Raw genomic sequence first — 17,048 nt, 5'->3', positions numbered from 1 at the left:
CCATCGCCCTAGCCCACCAGCACCGAGCGGATGGCTTCGGCGTTAATATCGTCATGCTCGGCAATGACGACAAAACGGCCCTGTTTGGCCTCGCCAGGTTTCCACGGACGGTCGAACTGGTGGCGGACCCGCGCGCCAACCGCCTGCACCAGGAGGCGCATGGGTTTCCCCGCGACGGCGGCATAGCCTTTGACCCGGAGGATATTCTGCGATTTCGCGAGGGTTTCGATTCGCGCGACCAGATCGGCGGGGTCCGTCACCTCGGGGATGTCGACGACGATACTGTCGAAGTCATCATGTTCGTGATCGTCAGCCCCGTCATGATGGCTGGGGCGCGCGTCCATGTCATCCTCGGCGGCGGCTTCGAGACCGAGGATCACGCGCGGATCCACCGCACCTTCGGCCACGTCGACCACCGGGAGCGGGCGCGGTGCCTCGGCGGCGATGACTTCACGCGCCTTTGCAAGACCGTCGGGACCGGCAAGATCGGGTTTCGTCAGCAGGATGATGTCGGCGCAGGAAATCTGATCCTCGAACACCTCGGAGAGCGGAGTTTCATGGTCAAGACTGTCATCGGCCAGACGCTGGGCATCGACACGGGCCACATCGGGGGCAAAGCGGCCCGACGCGACCGCCTCGGCATCGGCGAGCGCGATCACGCCGTCGACGGTGATGCGCGAGCGAATATCGGGCCAGTCGAACGCCTTGAGAAGCGGTTTTGGCAGGGCCAGACCGGAGGTTTCGATCAGGATGTGATCGGGGCGCGGGTTCAGCGCCATCAGCGCCTCGATCGTGGGGATGAAATCATCGGCCACGGTGCAGCAGATACAGCCATTGGCGAGTTCGAGGATGTTTTCCTCGGGGCAGTCGGGAATGGCACAGGATTTCAGGATTTCACCGTCGACCCCCACATCGCCGAATTCATTGACGATCACGGCCAGACGCTTGCCCTGCGGGTTCTGCATCAGGTGGCGGATCAGGGTGGTCTTGCCGGAGCCGAGGAAACCGGTGATCACGGTAACCGGCAGTTTGGCGAGGTCGTTCATTCGGGGAACTCCAATGGGGGTATTCTAGCGATACAATTCTTGCGAAAGTGTTCAGGTCTTTCGCGCCAGGGCACAAGTCCGTCGGCGGTGGCCTGATAGCGTGTGACGCCATCCAGCACGGTGTCGGCCATGTCCGGGGTCAGGTTGCCATAGACATAGCTCCACCTCTCGGCACCGCCGCGCAGCACGATGGAACAGCCACGGGTGCAGTTCGACAGGCATTCGACGGGGCGAAAGGACACACCGTCCGGCCAGTCCATCGCGTCGAGCGCGCTGAACAGCGCGGCACCCGGCCGGATGCCATCCACCGGATCGTCTGTCATGCGGCACTTGGTGCAGACCAGCACTTCGGTCTTGTCGGGTTCGGGCACGGGCCGGGTCCAATTCTTCTTGAGCGGGGAAAGAGCCAGAATCCTTGTGCGGACCCGCCTCCGGGGCACCCCGCCCGGTTCACGTCAACTTGTGCTGGCAGGTCTCCCGGCTTGCAGATTTCAGGGCGGGCCCTGGCGGTTTCCCTGCCTTCCCGACCCCGGTGGGATCAGTGGCAAGCGGGCAACCTCTCTGGTCACGGTCGCGGGGGCGGCTGCGCTTGGGGCGTGGTGTCGTGCCCCTGTCGCATTCCCTTTTCACCCGGGCAGACCCCGGGCACCAACGCGCAACATCTGCGCAGCCGGATCAGGTGATGTCAAGCGATTGTCAGGAGACGTTACGGCCCCGCGATAAGGTGCCGGGCCCGGCGATCAGGCGCCCTGCTGGATTTCGACCTCGCTGCCAAAGACGAGATCGACAGACGGGTCGAGCGAGCGGCGCACGAATGCGACATTGGCCATATCGTTGTTCTGCGCCCGTGCCTGAGCCTCGCGCAGGTCATGCTTGTTGTCGAGCCAGCGCTGGACGAGACGGTCGAAAAGCACGTGGTTCGGTTCGTTCAGGAAAACCGACATGGACCAGAGCGGACGCAGGTGGTTCCACGGCGCGTCGCGGCAGAGCAGATAATTGCCTTCGATCACTGCCAACGTGTGCTGGGAATTGACTTCGATCCGCCCGGCGACGGACCTGTCCTGCCCCCTGTCGAAACAGGGCAGATAAAGATGTTGCTCGGTCGCCAGCCGCCACATGGCGCTGACCAGCCCATCAACGTCAAAGGTTTCCGGCGCGCCTTTGCGCGCGAGCAGGCCGCGCCGGGCTAGGACGGAATTATCCAGGTGGAAGCCGTCCATGGGCACCAAAACGGCGGAATGCGTGGACTGGTTGAGATGAGCGACAAGTTGCGCGGCAAAGGTGGATTTACCGGACGCGGGAGGCCCTGCAACGGCGATCAGGGCACGCGGGCTGCGGATCGGCATCACCTTGAGGCGGTTCGCTACTTTCGCAATTCTATCAGGCATGCTGTTTATCTTCTCTCAAATCGGAGGGAATGAGTTTCGGAATGCCCGGCGGGATGAACAGTCGTGCTGGCGACCGTCGAGAAGACAGGCGCAGGCTGACGTGAACGTAGTTAAAGACCTTTTTATAGCCTCGTACGGTCACGATCCATCGCCCCTCCCCCGGGCATTCGTTTCATGGCACCGTTACATTGACTTGACCCGTGGAAGCCGCCCGTAGAACGGTTCGCGTCAAGCGCGGCTTTTATTTCCCGAATTCGCAAATAGATTTGGCGGACAAAGGCCGTTCCAAGTTCAACGGCATCCTAAACGCCAAGAGGGAACACCTTGATGCGCCCATCCAGAGTTGCGAGTTTATTCCATCCCATTTTTCGGACCAGAATTTCGATCCGGAATTCGCTATTATTTCAGCGATTTTAACGATTCATCTTATGTTAATATTAGTATCATACGATACAACACTTTAAATCAGTTTAGTTTCAGCAACTTGACGCGCAGGAGCGTCAAGAGACTGCCATTCTGTTGGGGCCATCCTTGCCGAATCCGCCTGTGCTCATCCCTATTACGGCAAGCGTATCGATGCTCGACTTCTGCCGTGATACAGTCTTCCGCATTTTCTTTTCACCCGCTCCGTCATAATTACGCCCGTTTTGTCCGGCATCAGAGGCGCCGAGCCGTGCAGCGATTACTGCGCATGAGGAACCGCGACATGAAATCGACTTACGTCGAAGAGCGAGAGCGTGGCATACCACCTGCCCGACCGCAGGAGCGGCTGCTGACCCTCATCGTTCCGGTCTATAACGAACAACACGCGATTGGCCCGTTTCTTGACGCGGCCCGAGCGGCGCTGGCCTTGCTGGACGCGCGCTTTGAGACCGAAATCCTCTTCGTTAATGACGGCAGCCGCGATGGCACCGAATTCGTGCTGCGATCCTACATGCAAAAGGACGAGCGCATCCGCCTGATCAACCTGTCGCGCAACTTTGGCAAGGAAGCGGCGCTTTGCGCGGGGATGGACCACGCGCGGGGCGACGCGGTCATTCCGGTGGACGTGGACTTGCAGGACGATGTGTCGATTATTCCCGAGATGATCGAGAAATGGGAGCGGGGCGCTCAGATCGTGAACGCAAAGCGCCGCGACCGGTCTTCGGACAGCTGGCTGAAGCGGGTAACGGCACGCGGGTTCTACCGCGTCTTCAACGCGCTATCGGACCAGCCCATGCCCTCGGACGTGGGCGATTTCCGCCTGCTCGACCGGCAGGTGGTCGATATCATCCGCTCGCTGGGCGAAAAGGTCAGGCTCAACAAGGCTCTCTTTGCCTGGGTCGGTTTCGACAGCGACGAGGTTACCTACCAGCGCAATTGTCGCCGCGCCGGCAAGACAAGCATGGGGTACTGGAAACTGTGGAACATGGCGCTGGACGGAATCTTCGCGTCAAGCACCAAACCACTACGCGTCTGGACCTATGTCGGCAGCGCGCTCGCCTTTGCATCCTTCCTTTATGCGGCATGGATTTTCCTGCGCACGCTGGTTTTTGGCGTCGATGTGCCGGGGTATGCCTCGACACTCGTGTTGATCCTGATGTTCGGCGGCGTCCAGCTTTTCGCCATCGGTATCCTTGGCGAATATGTGGGGCGCATCCTGACGGAGGTCCGCGAAAGGCCGCTTTACATTGTCCGGTCTTCCCATTCCGGCGACGGCACCCGCCCCGCCGGTGCGAGGCCGCATGGCATCTGACAGTTCGAAGGTCCTGGCACTTGGCGGCGAGATGCTGCGCTTTGGCATGGTCGGCATTTCAGCGACGCTGGTGCATGTGCTGGCCGCCCTTGTCGTTGAGGCGGTATTCGGTCTGCCCGCCGGGCTGTGCAACCTTGCCGGTTTTGCCGCCGCCGTCACCCTGTCCTTTGTCGGCCACCTGCGTTTCAGCTTTCGGCGCAGCGGGTCCGGCCGCCCCTATCTTATGCGGTTCATCACCCTATCGCTCCTTTCGCTTGGCACGAGCAGCCTGATTACTGCCGTTGCGACAGCTCTGGGGGCAAGCCTTGCCATTGCGATGCTGGGCGTGGCAGGGATCGTTCCGTTGATGTCATACTTGGGCGCCCGGCTCTGGGCCTTTGCGCCCCCTTTCGAGGCCCATTCATGATCCGTCTGAAACCTGCGACCGTCCTGATGATCTGTGCCCTGCTCGCGGCGATGATCGGGTACATGGCGCTTGAGCTTGTTGCCCCGGTCGCGCTTGGCAAGGAAAAGATCAGCGATTTCGACGTGTTCTACCTTGTCAGCACGATGATCCGCGAAGGCAATCTGTACGCGGCCTATGACCCGCAAGTGTTTCTGGCACGTCAACCCGACATGCCCGGCTATGACGGAACGCTATTGATCTGGAGCTATCCGCCGCCCTTCGATCTTGTCGTCGCGCCGCTGTCGCTGGTGCCGGACTGGCTGGGTTACATCCTGTTCATGGGCGGCACGCTGACCGCCTATCTGCTGGTACTGCGAAAGATTGCCGGAGAGAACTGGCATGCGGTTCTGGTGGCGTTCCTGCCGCTGATTGCGCTGATCCTGCGCGCCGGGCAGAACAGTTTCCTGATCGGGACGCTTTTCGGGCTGACCGCCCTTCTGGCACTGCGCAAATCCCGCTGGGCCGGGGTGCCGCTGGGCCTGATGGCAATCAAGCCGCATCTGGCACTTGGGGTCGGTCTCTGGGCGCTGCTCGACCGACGCTGGTCGGTGGTTGTGATATCGCTGTGTACCGTCGGCGCCGCCTGCGGGCTGGCAACGCTCGCCTTTGGCACCGGGGTCTGGCCTGCTGCGCTGGACGGCATACGCGGCACTGGGAAGACCCTGCAGGACGGCGGGTTCATTCTTTACCGGATGAGCTCGGTCTATGCCTTGGCGGCCTCGCTTGGGGCGGGACCGAAGCTGGCGCTCGCCCTGCACGGGGCTGTCGCGCTGAGCGCGCTGGTGGTGCTGCTTTCGCTGGCGCTGACCTCGCGCACCGGCGTATCGGGCCGGGTGTTCCTGGCCGCGGGAATTTTCCTGTCCTGCCTGATCAGTCCGTACAATTACGACTACGACCTCGCCATGCTCGGGATCGCCGCCGCGATGCTGAGCGAGGGCATCGCGGCGCGGGCCACCCGGGCCGAAAAGGTCTTTCTCATGGTCGGGTTTTGGATCATCGGCGGTTATGGGCTGGTCGCAAGCCAGATCGAATCGCTGGGCTATGGCACGCCGCCTGCCCTGTCGGGTCTGATCCTGACGGCAGTTGGTGTCTGCCTGTGGCGCATCACGACGCGCGACACAGAAATGACCGAGCAGGTCGCACGCCCGGAAACACTGGCCTCGCAGGGGTGAACGGCAAGAACCGCCACCCAAGCCATAATCAAATCCTATGACTACAATTTAAAAATACAACTTAAACTAATGACCCCTTTCCCTTACGCTGAGTCGTATGGAGGGGGGAGTGTTCAATGCCAGATCGGCAGCGGGTAACACCAGTGTCACGCGCAGCGACCAACATGCGGTTGGCCGTTGTCCCGTAGTCCTGCGTGCAGACACCTTAAATCTCGTATCGAGAGCCGGTCGCATGGCGAAAGGTCCGCTTGTACGCAAGCAGGCCTGCCGCCCGAATGTTCCCCAAGACCTCACACAGTCAGACATTTATCCAGCGAGTATCGGAGAGAAAAATGGACGGAAATGACAAGGCCAGCGCAGGTCAATGCCCGGTTATCCACGGCAGCCTGCAAACCGGCGGACGCACCAATCGTGACTGGTGGCCCAACCAGCTGAACCTCGGGATTCTGCACCAGAATACGCCGCTGTCCGATCCGATGGACGAAGATTTCAACTATGCCAAGGCGTTCAAAGAGCTCGACCTCGAAGCGGTGCGTCAGGATCTTTACGCACTGATGACGGATTCGCAGCCGTGGTGGCCAGCGGACTGGGGACACTACGGCCCCTTCTTTATCCGCATGGCATGGCACAGCGCTGGCACCTATCGCGAAGGCGACGGGCGCGGCGGTTCGTCGTCGGGTTCGCAGCGTTTCGCACCGCTCAACAGCTGGCCGGATAACGCCAACCTCGACAAGGCGCGCCGCCTGCTCTGGCCGATCAAGCAGAAATACGGCAACGCGCTGTCCTGGGCCGATCTGATGATCCTTGCGGGCAACTGCGCACTGGAATCGATGGGCTTCAAGACATTCGGTTTCGCCGGTGGCCGCGAAGACATCTGGGAGCCCGAGGAAGACATCTATTGGGGCACTGAAGAAGAGTGGATGGGCACCGACAAGCGCTATTCCGGCGAACGCGAGCTGGAGAACCCGCTGGGGGCGACCACGATGGGCCTGATCTACGTCAATCCCGAAGGTCCCGAAGGCAAGCCCGATCCGCTGGCCGCCGCCATCGACATCCGCGAGACATTCGGCCGTATGGCAATGAATGACGAGGAAACCGTGGCGCTGATCGCGGGCGGTCACACCTTTGGCAAGACCCATGGCATGGGCGACCCCGAAGCCGTCGGTGCCGAGCCGGAAGGTGCGGATATCGCCGAGCAGGGCTTTGGCTGGACCGCTGGCAACGGCAAGGACACCTTCACCTCGGGTCTCGAAGTGATCTGGACCACCACGCCCACCAAATGGGGCAACGGATTCTTCAAGAACCTGTTCGAATACGAGTGGGAACTGACCAAGAGCCCGGCCGGTGCTTTCCAGTGGAAGCCCAAGGACGAATCCAACGTCGAAACGGTCGAAGACCCGCATGAGGAAGGCAAGCGTCGCGTGCCGAACATGCTGACCACTGACCTGTCACTGCGCATGGACCCGATCTACGAGCCGATCTCGCGCCGGTTCTACGAAAACCCGGAAGAGTTCGCCGATGCCTTTGCCCGCGCATGGTACAAGCTGACCCACCGCGACATGGGTCCGCGTTCGCGTCTGCTGGGCGCGCTGGTGCCGGATGAGGATCTGATCTGGCAGGACCCGATCCCTGAAGCTGATTACGACATGATCGATGATCAGGACGTGGCGACGCTCAAGTCCAAGATCCTCGAGTCCGGGCTCAGCACGGCTGAGCTGGTGTCGACCGCATGGGCCTCGGCCGTAACCTTCCGTGGATCGGACAAGCGTGGCGGCGCCAATGGTGCGCGCATCCGTCTTGAGCCACAGAAGAACTGGCAGGTGAATGAGCCGGAAAAGCTGGCCAAGGTGTTGTCGGTCTATGAAGGCATCCAGTCCGAGTTCAACGCGGGTGCAGGCAGCAAGAAAGTGTCGATGGCCGACCTGATCGTGCTGGGCGGTTCAGCCGCAGTTGAACAGGCAGCCAAGGCCGGTGGCTATGACATCAGCGTGCCCTTCTCGCCGGGTCGGACCGATGCAACGGCCGAGCAGACCGATGCCGACAACTTTGCCGTGCTCGAGCCACAGGCAGACGGGTTCCGCAACTATGTCAATGGCGACGCGGATATCCCGACCGAGAAACTGCTGGTGGACCGGGCGCAGCTTCTGACCCTGACCGCGCCGGAGATGACGGTTCTGGTTGGTGGCTTGCGTGTTCTGGGCGCGAATTACGACGGGTCCAAGAACGGTGTCTTCACCGACAAGCCGGGCACGCTGAGCAACGATTTCTTCGTCAACCTGCTCGACATGGGCACCGCGTGGAAAGCCGTTGAAGGCTCCAAGCAGGACTTTGAAGGCCGCGACCGGGCGTCTGAAGAGGTCAAATGGACCGCCTCGCGCGTCGATCTGGCGTTTGGTTCGAACTCGCAACTGCGCGCGCTTGCCGAAGCTTATGCCCAGAACGACAACAAGGAAAAGTTTGTAAGGAACTTTGTCGAGGCATGGGTCAAGGTGATGGAGCTGGATCGTTTCGATCTCGCATAAGCCACAGCTTGATTAGGAAAAGAACGGCGCCCCGGTTTGGGGCGCCGTTTTTCGTTATGCCTATCCCGCCCTATCAGCGGAGGTCGAATTCCTTACGCGCGGTCAGGATGTTCTGCATGCTACCCTCGGCCCAATCGACCAGCGCGAGAAGATGCGGCAGAAACCCCTCGCCCAGATCGGTCAGGCTGTAGCTGACGCTCGGCGGCTTGGTATCGAACACCTTTCGCCGAACGATGCCGTCGCGCTCAAGATCGCGCAGAGACTGGGTAAGCATCCGCTTGGAAATATCTGGCAAAGCGCGCAAAAGTTCGTTGAACCGACGCGGTCCTGTCTCAAGCTCCATCAGGACCAGAACAGGCCATTTGGCCGAGACATGATCAAGCACCTGCCGCACCGGGCAATTGGCCGGATTGAACCCCTCGGCTTTCCACTGGTTCAGTTTGCCATCACTGACACGCTGCATAGGCGGTTCCCTTTTTGTTACCTTGTTCCGAAAAACTGCCTCCTTCCGCAAATGAAAGAAGGTCTCTAAATGAGACCTGTATACGATTCGAGACTGGAAAGGAAAGAAAATGACAACCTATCTCGTGACCGGGGCCTCCGGGCAACTTGGACAGCTTGTAGTGGACCACCTGAGCACGCTTGTACCCGCCGGAGATATCATCGCGCTGGTACGATCAGAGGATGCGGCCAAGGCTTATGCGGACAAAGGCATGACCACGCGCACAGGTGATTACGAAGATGTGGACAGCCTGAAAGCGGCGTTCGACGGGGTGGACCGGCTTTTGCTGATCTCCTCTTCAGAGGTCGGCAAACGCTCCACCCAGCACGAAAACGTGCTGAGCGCGGCCAATGCTGCCGGAGTCGGTTTCATCGCCTATACCTCGATCCTCAACGCGGAAACCGGTGGCATGGCGCTGGCGGAAGAACATCTGGTGACCGAAGCCGCACTGCGCGACAGTGGCATCCCCCATACCCTGCTGCGCAACGGCTGGTATTCCGAGAATATCGCGGGCACAGCGCCGCAAGCGGTCGGCATGGGCCAGCACTTTGGCGCGGCGGGCGATGGGCGGTTTGCAACGGCCTCGCGCAAGGATTTCGCCGAAGCGGCGGCAATCGTGCTGGCCGGTGAAGGGCACGAGGGCAAGACCTATGAGCTTGGCGGTGACACGGATTTCAACCTCACGGAATACGCCGCCCTGCTGAGCGAGGTATCCGGCAAGGAGGTGACCTATGTGAACCTCGAGAAAGCGGCCTATGCCAAGGCACTGGTCGAGGCCGGTCTGCCCGAAGGTTTTGCCGGTATCCTTGCTGACAGCGATGCCAAGGCAGAAAATGGCGCGCTTGCCACGCAAAGCCGCGATCTCTCCACGCTGATCGGGCGGCCGACCACGCCGATGAGCGATACGCTCAAGACGTTCCTGTCCTGAAGATGAAAACAGCGCCCCGGAAAACCCGGGGCGCTGTTGATTCAGGCTTTGCCGAAACCGCCGCCGCCGGGAGATTTCAGAACGAACACGTCTCCGGCGGCCATTTCCACGGCGTCATTGCCTTTCAGCTTTTCGACTTGGCCATCGGCCCGGATCACGCTGTTTTCACCGGTTGCCCCCGGCGCACCCCCATCGACGCCATGCGGCGCGGTGATACGGTGCGAGGACAGAACCGTTGCTGTCATCGGCTCAAGAAACCGCAGCTTGCGGACGATGCCGTCACCGCCTGTGAACCGCCCTTTCCCGCCCGAGCCGCGACGGATCGAAAACCCGTCGAGCCGCACGGGAAAGCGTGTCTCCAGCACTTCGGGATCGGTCATGCGGGTATTGGTCATATGGGCGTGCACCGCGCTTGCGCCATCAAAGCCGTCGCCCGCTCCGGTGCCGCCGCAGATGGTTTCATAATTCTGGTAAGTCGCGTTGCCATAGACGAAATTGTTCATCGTGCCCTGGCTGCCCGCGATCACGCCCAGCGCGCCGTAAAGCGTATCGGCGATGGACTGGCTGACCTCGGTATTGCCCGAGATCACCGCCGCCGGATAGGTCGGGTTGATCATCGACCCCTCGGGGATCACCAGTCTTAACGGTTTGAGACAGCCCTCATTCATCGGGATATTGCTGCCGACCAGCGTGCGGAACACATAGAGCACCACCGCATGGCAGATCGCCTTGGGCGCGTTGTAGTTGAATTCGTCCTGCGGCGAGGTGCCTGTGAAATCGATGGTGGCCTCACGCGCGGATTTATCGACCGAAATCGCGACCTTGATCTGCGCGCCGCTGTCCATCGGATAGGTGAACGCACAGTCCTTGAGCACATCGAGCACGCGGCGGACGCTTTCCTCGGCATTGTCCTGAACGTGGGTCATATAGGCATGCACCACTTCAAGCCCGAACTGGCCGGTGATCTTGGTCAGCTCCTGCACGCCGGTTGCATTGGCAGCGATCTGCGCAGAAAGGTCCGCCATGTTCTGATCGATATTGCGGCAGGGGTATTTGCCCGAAGCCAGCAATTCGCGCGTTTCCTTTTCGCGGAAATTCCCCTGATCGACGAGCCGGAAATTATCGATCAAAACGCCCTCTTCGTCGATATGGCGGCTGTCGGGGGGCGCGGAGCCGGGGGTGGTGCCGCCGATATCGGCGTGATGCCCGCGCGAGGCGACAGTGTAGATGATGTTTTCGCCCGCCTCGTCAAAGACCGGCGTGATGACAGTCACATCGGGCAGATGGGTGCCGCCGTTATAGGGGTTGTTCATCATGAACACGTCGCCCGGGCGGATCTTGCCGGCGTTTTCGCGCAGGGCGGTGCGCACGCTGTCGGACATGGACCCAAGGTGCACCGGCACATGCGGCGCATTCGCGACCAGATCGCCCGCCGCGTCAAAGATCGCGCAGGAGAAGTCGTAACGCTCCTTGATGTTCACCGAATAGGCAGTGTTGGCGAGCGTCGCGCCCATCTGCTCGGCAATGGACATGAAGAGATTGTTGAATACCTCGAGCATGACCGGATCGACCGAGGTGCCGATGGCCTCTTGCCGGGCCAGCGGGACGACACGGCGCAGCACGAGATTGCCGCCCGAAACGCATTCGGCCTGCCAGCCGTCCTCGAGGATATTGGTGCCGGTGGGTTCGGTCAGGATCGCGGGGCCGTCGAGCGTTTCACCCGGTGCAAGGCTGGCACGGTCCACCAGCGGCACCTCGCGCCAATCGCCCTGGCTGAACATGCGGACGGTCTGCGGTTCCGCCCCCGCAGGCGAGGTATCGGGCAGCGTGACCTGTTCCCCGGTGGTGCCAATCGCCTCGGCCGTCAGCAGGTCGATGATCAGTTCGGCATAGTCGGGGACAAAACCAAACCGCTGTCGATGCGCCTCTTCAAAGGCGGCGGTCATCTCATCCGGGCTGCCATAGGGCACTTCAAGCGTCTGATGCGCGCCGCCGGTGCGGATATGGGCGATGGGCCGTGTCATGATATCGGCGTGGTCGACGCCCTGCCCGGCCACTTCGGCGCTGGCTTCGTCGATCAGGCGTTTCACCGCCTCTTCGGCCGCTTCTGTGTCGCTGATCGGCCGGGCCAGCTGATGCTCGCGGATTGCACGAATGTCGGCGAGCCCCATGCCAAAGGCAGAGAGCACCCCGGCGAAGGGGTGGATAAAGATGCTCTCCATGCCCAGCGCGTCGGCGACAAGACAAGCGTGCTGGCCCCCGGCCCCGCCAAAGCAGTTCATCGTGTACTTGGTGACGTCATAACCACGCTGAACGCTGATTTTCTTGATCGCGTTGGCCATGTTTTCAACCGCGATGCGCAAGAATCCCTCGGCGATTTCCTCGACCGACATGCCGGTGCCGATTTCCTCGGCAAGCGCAGCGAATTTCTCGCGCACCACCTCGGCATCGAGCGGCTGATCGCCATTAGGGCCGAAAACGGCGGGGAATTGATCGGGTTGCAGCTTACCGAGCAGGACGTTGCAATCGGTCACGGTCAGTGGACCGCCGCGCCGATAGGCGGCTGGTCCGGGATTGGCGCCCGCGCTTTCGGGTCCGACCTGCATCCGCCCGTCACGATAGGACAGGATCGAACCGCCCCCGGCGGCCACCGTGTGAATCGACATCATCGGCGCACGCATCCGTACGCCTGCGACCTCGGTCTCAAACGAGCGTTCATAACTGCCCGCGTAATGGCAGACATCGGTCGAGGTACCGCCCATGTCGAATCCGATCAGCTTGTCGAACCCGTGTTCCTCGGCGCTGCGCACCATGCCGACGACTCCGCCCGCCGGACCGGAGAGAATCGCGTCCTTGCCCTGGAACAGGCGCGCATCGGTCAGACCGCCATTGGATTGCATGAACATCAGGCTGTCACAGCCGCCCTTGGCCGCGTTCAGCGCATCGGCCACCTGATCCACATAACGACGCAGAATCGGCGAGAGATAGGCATCGACCACCGCCGTATCGCCCCGCGCGACGAGCTTGATAAGCGGGCTCGCTTCATGCGAGAGCGAGACCTGCGTGAAGCCGATCTCGCGGGCCAGATCGCCCAGCTGCTTTTCGTGATCGGTAAAGCGATAGCCATGCATCAGCGCGATGGCAACAGAGCGGAATCCCTGCTCATGCGCCGAGGTCAGCGCGGTACGGGCATGGTCGAGGTTGAGCGGTGTCACCACCGTACCGTCGGCGGCCAGACGTTCCTCGATTTCCACCACGTTTTCATAGAGTTGCTCGGGCAGTTCGATGTTGAGATCGAACAGACGCGGCCGGTTCTGATAGCCGATCCGCAGCAGATCGCCCAAGCCTTGGGTCATCAGCAACAGCGTGCGTTCGCCCTTGCGTTCGAGCAGCGCGTTGGTGGCGACGGTGGTGCCCATCTTGACGGCAGAGATCCGACCCGAAGGCACCTCGGCCTTGGCATCCAGCCCCAGCATGGACTTGATTCCATGCACGGCGGCGTCCGTATAGGCTTCGGGATTTTCCGACAAAAGCTTGTGTGTTTGCAGGCTGCCGTCAGGCTTGCGGGCGACGATATCGGTAAAAGTGCCACCGCGATCCACCCAGAACTGCCACTTTTCTTTGCTTGCGATGCTCATTGTCGATCCCCGAATCCAAAATATTGTTGCTTTATGGTTATAACGCTGACAATTTGTCAACGTTATGAAAGCAAGCGGATTCGAAACAGGATCCGCACCTCAACACGGGAGACGACCCATATGAAACACGCGATGCTTTTCGCGGCTGCCACCGCTGTCAGCCTGTCCGCACCGGCCCATGCCGAAAGCTGGGACATGCCCACGCCCTATGGCGACGCGACTTTCCACACCCAGAACATCATGGAATTTGCGGATGACGTGCGCGAAGCCACCGATGGCGGGCTCGACATCACCATCCATTCGGCGGGTTCGCTGTTTCCCCATCCGGAGATCAAGAATGCCGTGCGCTCGCGTCAGGTGCCGATTGGCGAATTCTTCCTCTCGACCCTGTCGAACGAGGATCTTGCCTTCGGTCTCGACAGCCAGCCCTTTGTCGCCACCAGCTACGACGATGCCAAGAAACTCTGGGATGCGCAGAAACCTGTCATCACCGAGTTGCTGGCCGAACAGGGCCTGATCCCGCTGTTTTCGGTGCCGTGGCCGGCGCAGGGTCTTTATACCAACGGCGAAATCGCCACCGTGGACGATCTGAACGGCCTGCGTTTCCGCGCCTATAACGCCGCGCTGGAAGAATTCGCGACGCTCGCCGGTGCCGCACCGGTACAGGTCGAAGCCTCGGACATTCCGCAGGCCTTTGCCACCGGTCAGGTCGAAGCGATGATCACCTCGCCCTCCACCGGTGTGAATTCCACCGCATGGGATTTCGTGTCGCATTACAGCCCGATCAACGCATGGGTGCCAAAGAACATCGTCGTGGTAAACCAGCGCATGTTCGACGGTCTGGACGAAGAAACCAAGGCCGCCGTGATGGAAGCCGCCGCCGCCGCTGAAACCCGCGGCTGGGAAATGTCCGCCGAAGAGGCAGACAGCAAGACCAAGGAACTGGCCGAGAACGGTATCACCGTCTACGAGCCGAGCGCCGAACTGGTCGAAGGCCTGCAGGGCATCGGAGACCAGATGCTCGAAAACTGGAAGAGCAGTGCCTCGGATAGCGCGCTTGCCATCCTTGACGCCTATCAGAACTAAAGCTCTGATTGTACAGGCCGACAGCATCCCGTGTTGTCGGCTTTTTCTTATGTATAGGGGCCAGGCGACATGGGGCGCATACTTCAACGGTTATATGACATTTGCGGCGCGATTGCCGGGGGGCTGACATTGTGCATCTGCCTGCTGGTCAGCGCGCAGATCCTGCTGAACGCGGCCGGACGGCTGGGGTTCGACCAGCTTCCTTCGACGATCCCCTCTTACGCGGATTTCTCGGGTTTCATGTTGGCGGCGTCGACGTTCCTTGCGCTGGCCCATACGCTACGTGCTGGCGGGCATATTCGCGTCAACCTCGTGGCCGACCGCCTGCCACAACGCGCCCAGGTCGCGATGGAGGCGCTGGTGCTGGTGATTGCCGCCGCGCTTGTCGGGTTTCTTGGCTGGTTCATGATCAGCCTTGTGCTGGAGAGCAAACATTATGGCGATGTCTCGACCGGGATCATCCCCGTGGCGCTCTGGATCCCGCAGAGCATTGCCGGATTCGGCATTATCCTGTTGCTGATCGCAATCCTGCATACGCTGGTAGATCTGATCCGCAAACGTCGCCCCGTCCTGTCGACCCCGGACGAGGTATAAGCGATGTCTGATCCGATTATTGCCGTTATCCTCCTTACCCTGCTGATTGGCCTGCTCGCCATGGGCGTCTGGGTCGCGCTTGCGCTGACACTGGTCGGTGTCGTGGCGCTGGTATTCTTTTCGAACGCACCCGTAGGGCTCATCATCGCGACCACATTCTGGGGCCATTCCCATAGCTGGGCGCTGACCGCCCTACCCCTGTTCATCCTGATGGGAGAGATATTGCTCCGCTCGCGGATGAGCGACGACATGTTCACCGGTCTGGTGCCATGGCTCAGCCGGGCGCCAGGGCGGCTTTTGCACGTCAACGTCTTTGGCTGCGCGATTTTTGCCGCGGTGTCGGGATCATCCGCTGCCACCGCCGCCACCATCGGGCGGATGTCGGTACCGGAGCTGACCAAGCGCGGCTACCCCGAAAGCCTGATCCTTGGCACGCTGGCAGGGTCGGCGACGCTGGGCCTGCTGATACCGCCCTCGATCATTCTCATCGTCTACGGCGTCGCGACCGAACAATCCATCGCGCGCCTGTTCATCGCCGGTATCCTGCCGGGGCTGATGCTGATCACGCTGTTTGCAGGCTACGTGGCCGTGCGCACATGGATGAATCCCTCGCTGATCCCGCCCATCGAGGAACGGTATTCGCTGCGGGAGAAAATCGCGGCCTCGCGGCGGCTGATTCCGGTGGCGTTTCTGATCATCGGGGTGATCGGGTCGATCTATGCCGGGCTGGCGTCACCAACGGATGCGGCGGCGCTTGGCGTTGTGCTGGCGGCGCTGCTGGCATGGCTTTCCGGCTCCTTCAGCTGGAAGCTGTTCGGCGAAGCGGTGATGTCGGCCGTACGCACCTCTTGCATGATCGCGCTGATCCTGCTGGGCGCGGCGTTCCTGTCGGTGGCGATGGGCTTTACAGGCCTGCCCCGCAACCTTGCCGCGTGGATCGCGGCTATGGAGCTTTCGGTGCCGATGTTGCTTTTTGCGCTGACGATCTTCTTTATCGTACTGGGCTGCTTTCTCGACGGGATTTCGGTGATCGTGCTCACCACTTCGATCATCATGCCGATGGTAAGCGCCGTCGGGATCGACCCCCTCTGGTTCGGCATTTACCTCGTGATCGTAGTCGAGATGAGCCAGATCACCCCGCCCGTGGGGTTCAACCTCTTTGTCATTCAGGGGCTCACGGGCATCGACATCCTGCGCATCGCAAAAGCGGCCTTTCCGTTCTTTCTGCTGCTCCTGCTGGGCGTCCTGCTGATCACGATCTTTCCGCAGATCGTGATCGTGCTGCCCAACATGATGGGCAACTAGAGCGAAGCAGCGGCGCGGCTGGCCTGATCATACTGGCCGGAGAGCGTGCGAAGACTGGCGGCGATTTCACGCATTTCGTCGCCGGTCATATCAAGCCGGGACAGCCCGTCGAGAAAACAGCGTTCGCGCACGATGCGATATTCCTCGCACAGTGCCGCGCCCTTGTCGGAAGTCGTATAGAACACTTCCTTGCCGCGCTTTTCCGAGCTTAGGAGTTCCATCTTCATCAGCTTTCGAAGAGCGTAGTTGACCGTATGCGTGTCCTCGATGTTCAGCAGGAAACAGATATCGGCCAGACGTTTTTCACGGCTGCGATGGTTCGTGTTATGCAGCACGAGAATTTCCAATGGCGTCAGATCCGTATTCCCTGCCGCCGACATGCACTTGGTCATCCAGCGCGAAAAGGCGTTATAGGCGATGATCATGCCATATTCGATCTCGGAGGTTTCCCAGCTTTCCCCTTCGGCGAGGTGGCGCGAGGAAACGATGCGGCGCTTGGGATTGGGCTGCTCTGTCATGTATCTGCGTAACCTTTGTATTTTGTCAGCGTAAAGCATACGAAATGCAGAAGAATACGCCAAGCCCAAAGCCTTTTTCATGCGCGTTGACGAGACATTTTCGTGTCTGCAAGGCGATTGCCCGGTTCAGCGAATAGGCAAATCCTGCTTTTCACGCTGCTTGGGCCGG

14 protein-coding genes and 1 riboswitch are annotated in these 17,048 nt (G+C 60.8%); of the genes, 8 read left to right on the top strand and 6 right to left on the bottom strand.

Translation table 11 applies throughout. The features are described 5' to 3' along the window. Positions 1-8 precede the first annotated feature (8 nt). The 3 genes from cobW to MF268_RS08630 all read right to left on the bottom strand — a co-directional run bounded on the left by cobW (position 9) and on the right by MF268_RS08630 (position 2,434). Positions 9-1,046, bottom strand: coding sequence for a cobalamin biosynthesis protein CobW (gene cobW, locus MF268_RS08640; RefSeq protein ID WP_238370464.1), 1,038 nt, complete (start codon positions 1,044-1,046; stop codon positions 9-11). Then, positions 1,043-1,417, bottom strand: coding sequence for a DUF1636 domain-containing protein (locus tag MF268_RS08635; protein ID WP_337926793.1), 375 nt, complete (start codon positions 1,415-1,417; stop codon positions 1,043-1,045). Before MF268_RS08635 ends, cobW begins: the two co-directional genes overlap by 4 nt. A 79-nt stretch (positions 1,418-1,496) precedes the next feature. Beyond that, positions 1,497-1,714: riboswitch (cobalamin riboswitch) on the bottom strand. 72 nt (positions 1,715-1,786) lie between these two features. Next, positions 1,787-2,434, bottom strand: coding sequence for a nucleoside/nucleotide kinase family protein (locus MF268_RS08630; protein ID WP_238370463.1), 648 nt, complete (start codon positions 2,432-2,434; stop codon positions 1,787-1,789). Positions 2,435-3,140: 706 nt separating this feature from the next. Here MF268_RS08630 and MF268_RS08625 point away from each other — a divergent pair. The 4 genes from MF268_RS08625 (at position 3,141) to katG (ending at position 8,308) form a co-directional block, all read left to right on the top strand. Then, positions 3,141-4,169 carry a glycosyltransferase family 2 protein gene (locus MF268_RS08625; RefSeq protein ID WP_238370462.1) on the top strand — a complete coding sequence of 343 codons (1,029 nt, stop codon included), beginning with the start codon at positions 3,141-3,143 and terminating at the stop codon, positions 4,167-4,169. Then, on the top strand, positions 4,159-4,575 hold the full coding sequence (locus tag MF268_RS08620; protein ID WP_238370461.1) for a GtrA family protein: 417 nt from the start codon (positions 4,159-4,161) through the stop codon (positions 4,573-4,575). Before MF268_RS08625 ends, MF268_RS08620 begins: the two co-directional genes overlap by 11 nt. Next, positions 4,572-5,786: a glycosyltransferase family 87 protein gene (locus MF268_RS08615; protein WP_238370460.1), complete on the top strand. Its 1,215-nt coding sequence runs from the start codon at positions 4,572-4,574 to the stop codon at positions 5,784-5,786. The genes MF268_RS08620 and MF268_RS08615 overlap by 4 nt, the downstream gene beginning before the upstream one ends. Before the next feature lie 332 nt (positions 5,787-6,118). Next, positions 6,119-8,308, top strand: coding sequence for a catalase/peroxidase HPI (gene katG, locus MF268_RS08610; RefSeq protein WP_238370459.1), 2,190 nt, complete (start codon positions 6,119-6,121; stop codon positions 8,306-8,308). 73 nt (positions 8,309-8,381) lie between these two features. Here the strand turns inward: katG and MF268_RS08605 are convergent, their stop codons facing one another. Further along, positions 8,382-8,771 (bottom strand): winged helix-turn-helix transcriptional regulator, encoded by a 390-nt coding sequence (locus tag MF268_RS08605; RefSeq protein ID WP_238370458.1) that lies wholly within the window; start codon positions 8,769-8,771, stop codon positions 8,382-8,384. A 109-nt stretch (positions 8,772-8,880) separates the two neighbouring features. On the opposite strand from MF268_RS08605, the gene MF268_RS08600 reads away from it, so the two are divergent. Then, positions 8,881-9,738: an SDR family oxidoreductase gene (locus tag MF268_RS08600; protein WP_238370457.1), complete on the top strand. Its 858-nt coding sequence runs from the start codon at positions 8,881-8,883 to the stop codon at positions 9,736-9,738. 41 nt (positions 9,739-9,779) lie between these two features. Here the strand turns inward: MF268_RS08600 and MF268_RS08595 are convergent, their stop codons facing one another. Continuing rightward, positions 9,780-13,376 carry a hydantoinase B/oxoprolinase family protein gene (locus MF268_RS08595; protein WP_238370456.1) on the bottom strand — a complete coding sequence of 1,199 codons (3,597 nt, stop codon included), beginning with the start codon at positions 13,374-13,376 and terminating at the stop codon, positions 9,780-9,782. A gap of 120 nt (positions 13,377-13,496) precedes the next feature. Here MF268_RS08595 and MF268_RS08590 point away from each other — a divergent pair, with 120 nt between their 5' ends. The 3 genes from MF268_RS08590 (at position 13,497) to MF268_RS08580 (ending at position 16,361) form a co-directional block, all read left to right on the top strand. After that, positions 13,497-14,462 (top strand): TRAP transporter substrate-binding protein, encoded by a 966-nt coding sequence (locus MF268_RS08590; protein WP_238370455.1) that lies wholly within the window; start codon positions 13,497-13,499, stop codon positions 14,460-14,462. Between the two features lie 69 nt (positions 14,463-14,531). Then, positions 14,532-15,056, top strand: coding sequence for a TRAP transporter small permease (locus MF268_RS08585; protein ID WP_238370454.1), 525 nt, complete (start codon positions 14,532-14,534; stop codon positions 15,054-15,056). A 3-nt stretch (positions 15,057-15,059) separates the two neighbouring features. Further along, the gene (locus tag MF268_RS08580) at positions 15,060-16,361 is read left to right on the top strand and encodes a TRAP transporter large permease (RefSeq protein WP_238370453.1); all 1,302 of its coding nucleotides are present in this window, start codon (positions 15,060-15,062) and stop codon (positions 16,359-16,361) included. Here MF268_RS08580 and MF268_RS08575 read toward each other — a convergent pair. Next, positions 16,358-16,879: a winged helix DNA-binding protein gene (locus tag MF268_RS08575; RefSeq protein WP_088632667.1), complete on the bottom strand. Its 522-nt coding sequence runs from the start codon at positions 16,877-16,879 to the stop codon at positions 16,358-16,360. The genes MF268_RS08580 and MF268_RS08575 overlap by 4 nt on opposite strands. Between the last annotated feature and the right edge of the window lie 169 nt (positions 16,880-17,048).

The organism is Heliomarina baculiformis, from assembly GCF_019966545.1.
GTDB lineage: Bacteria > Pseudomonadota > Alphaproteobacteria > Rhodobacterales > Rhodobacteraceae > Heliomarina > Heliomarina baculiformis.
This window is presented reverse-complemented; position numbering and strand designations above follow the sequence as displayed.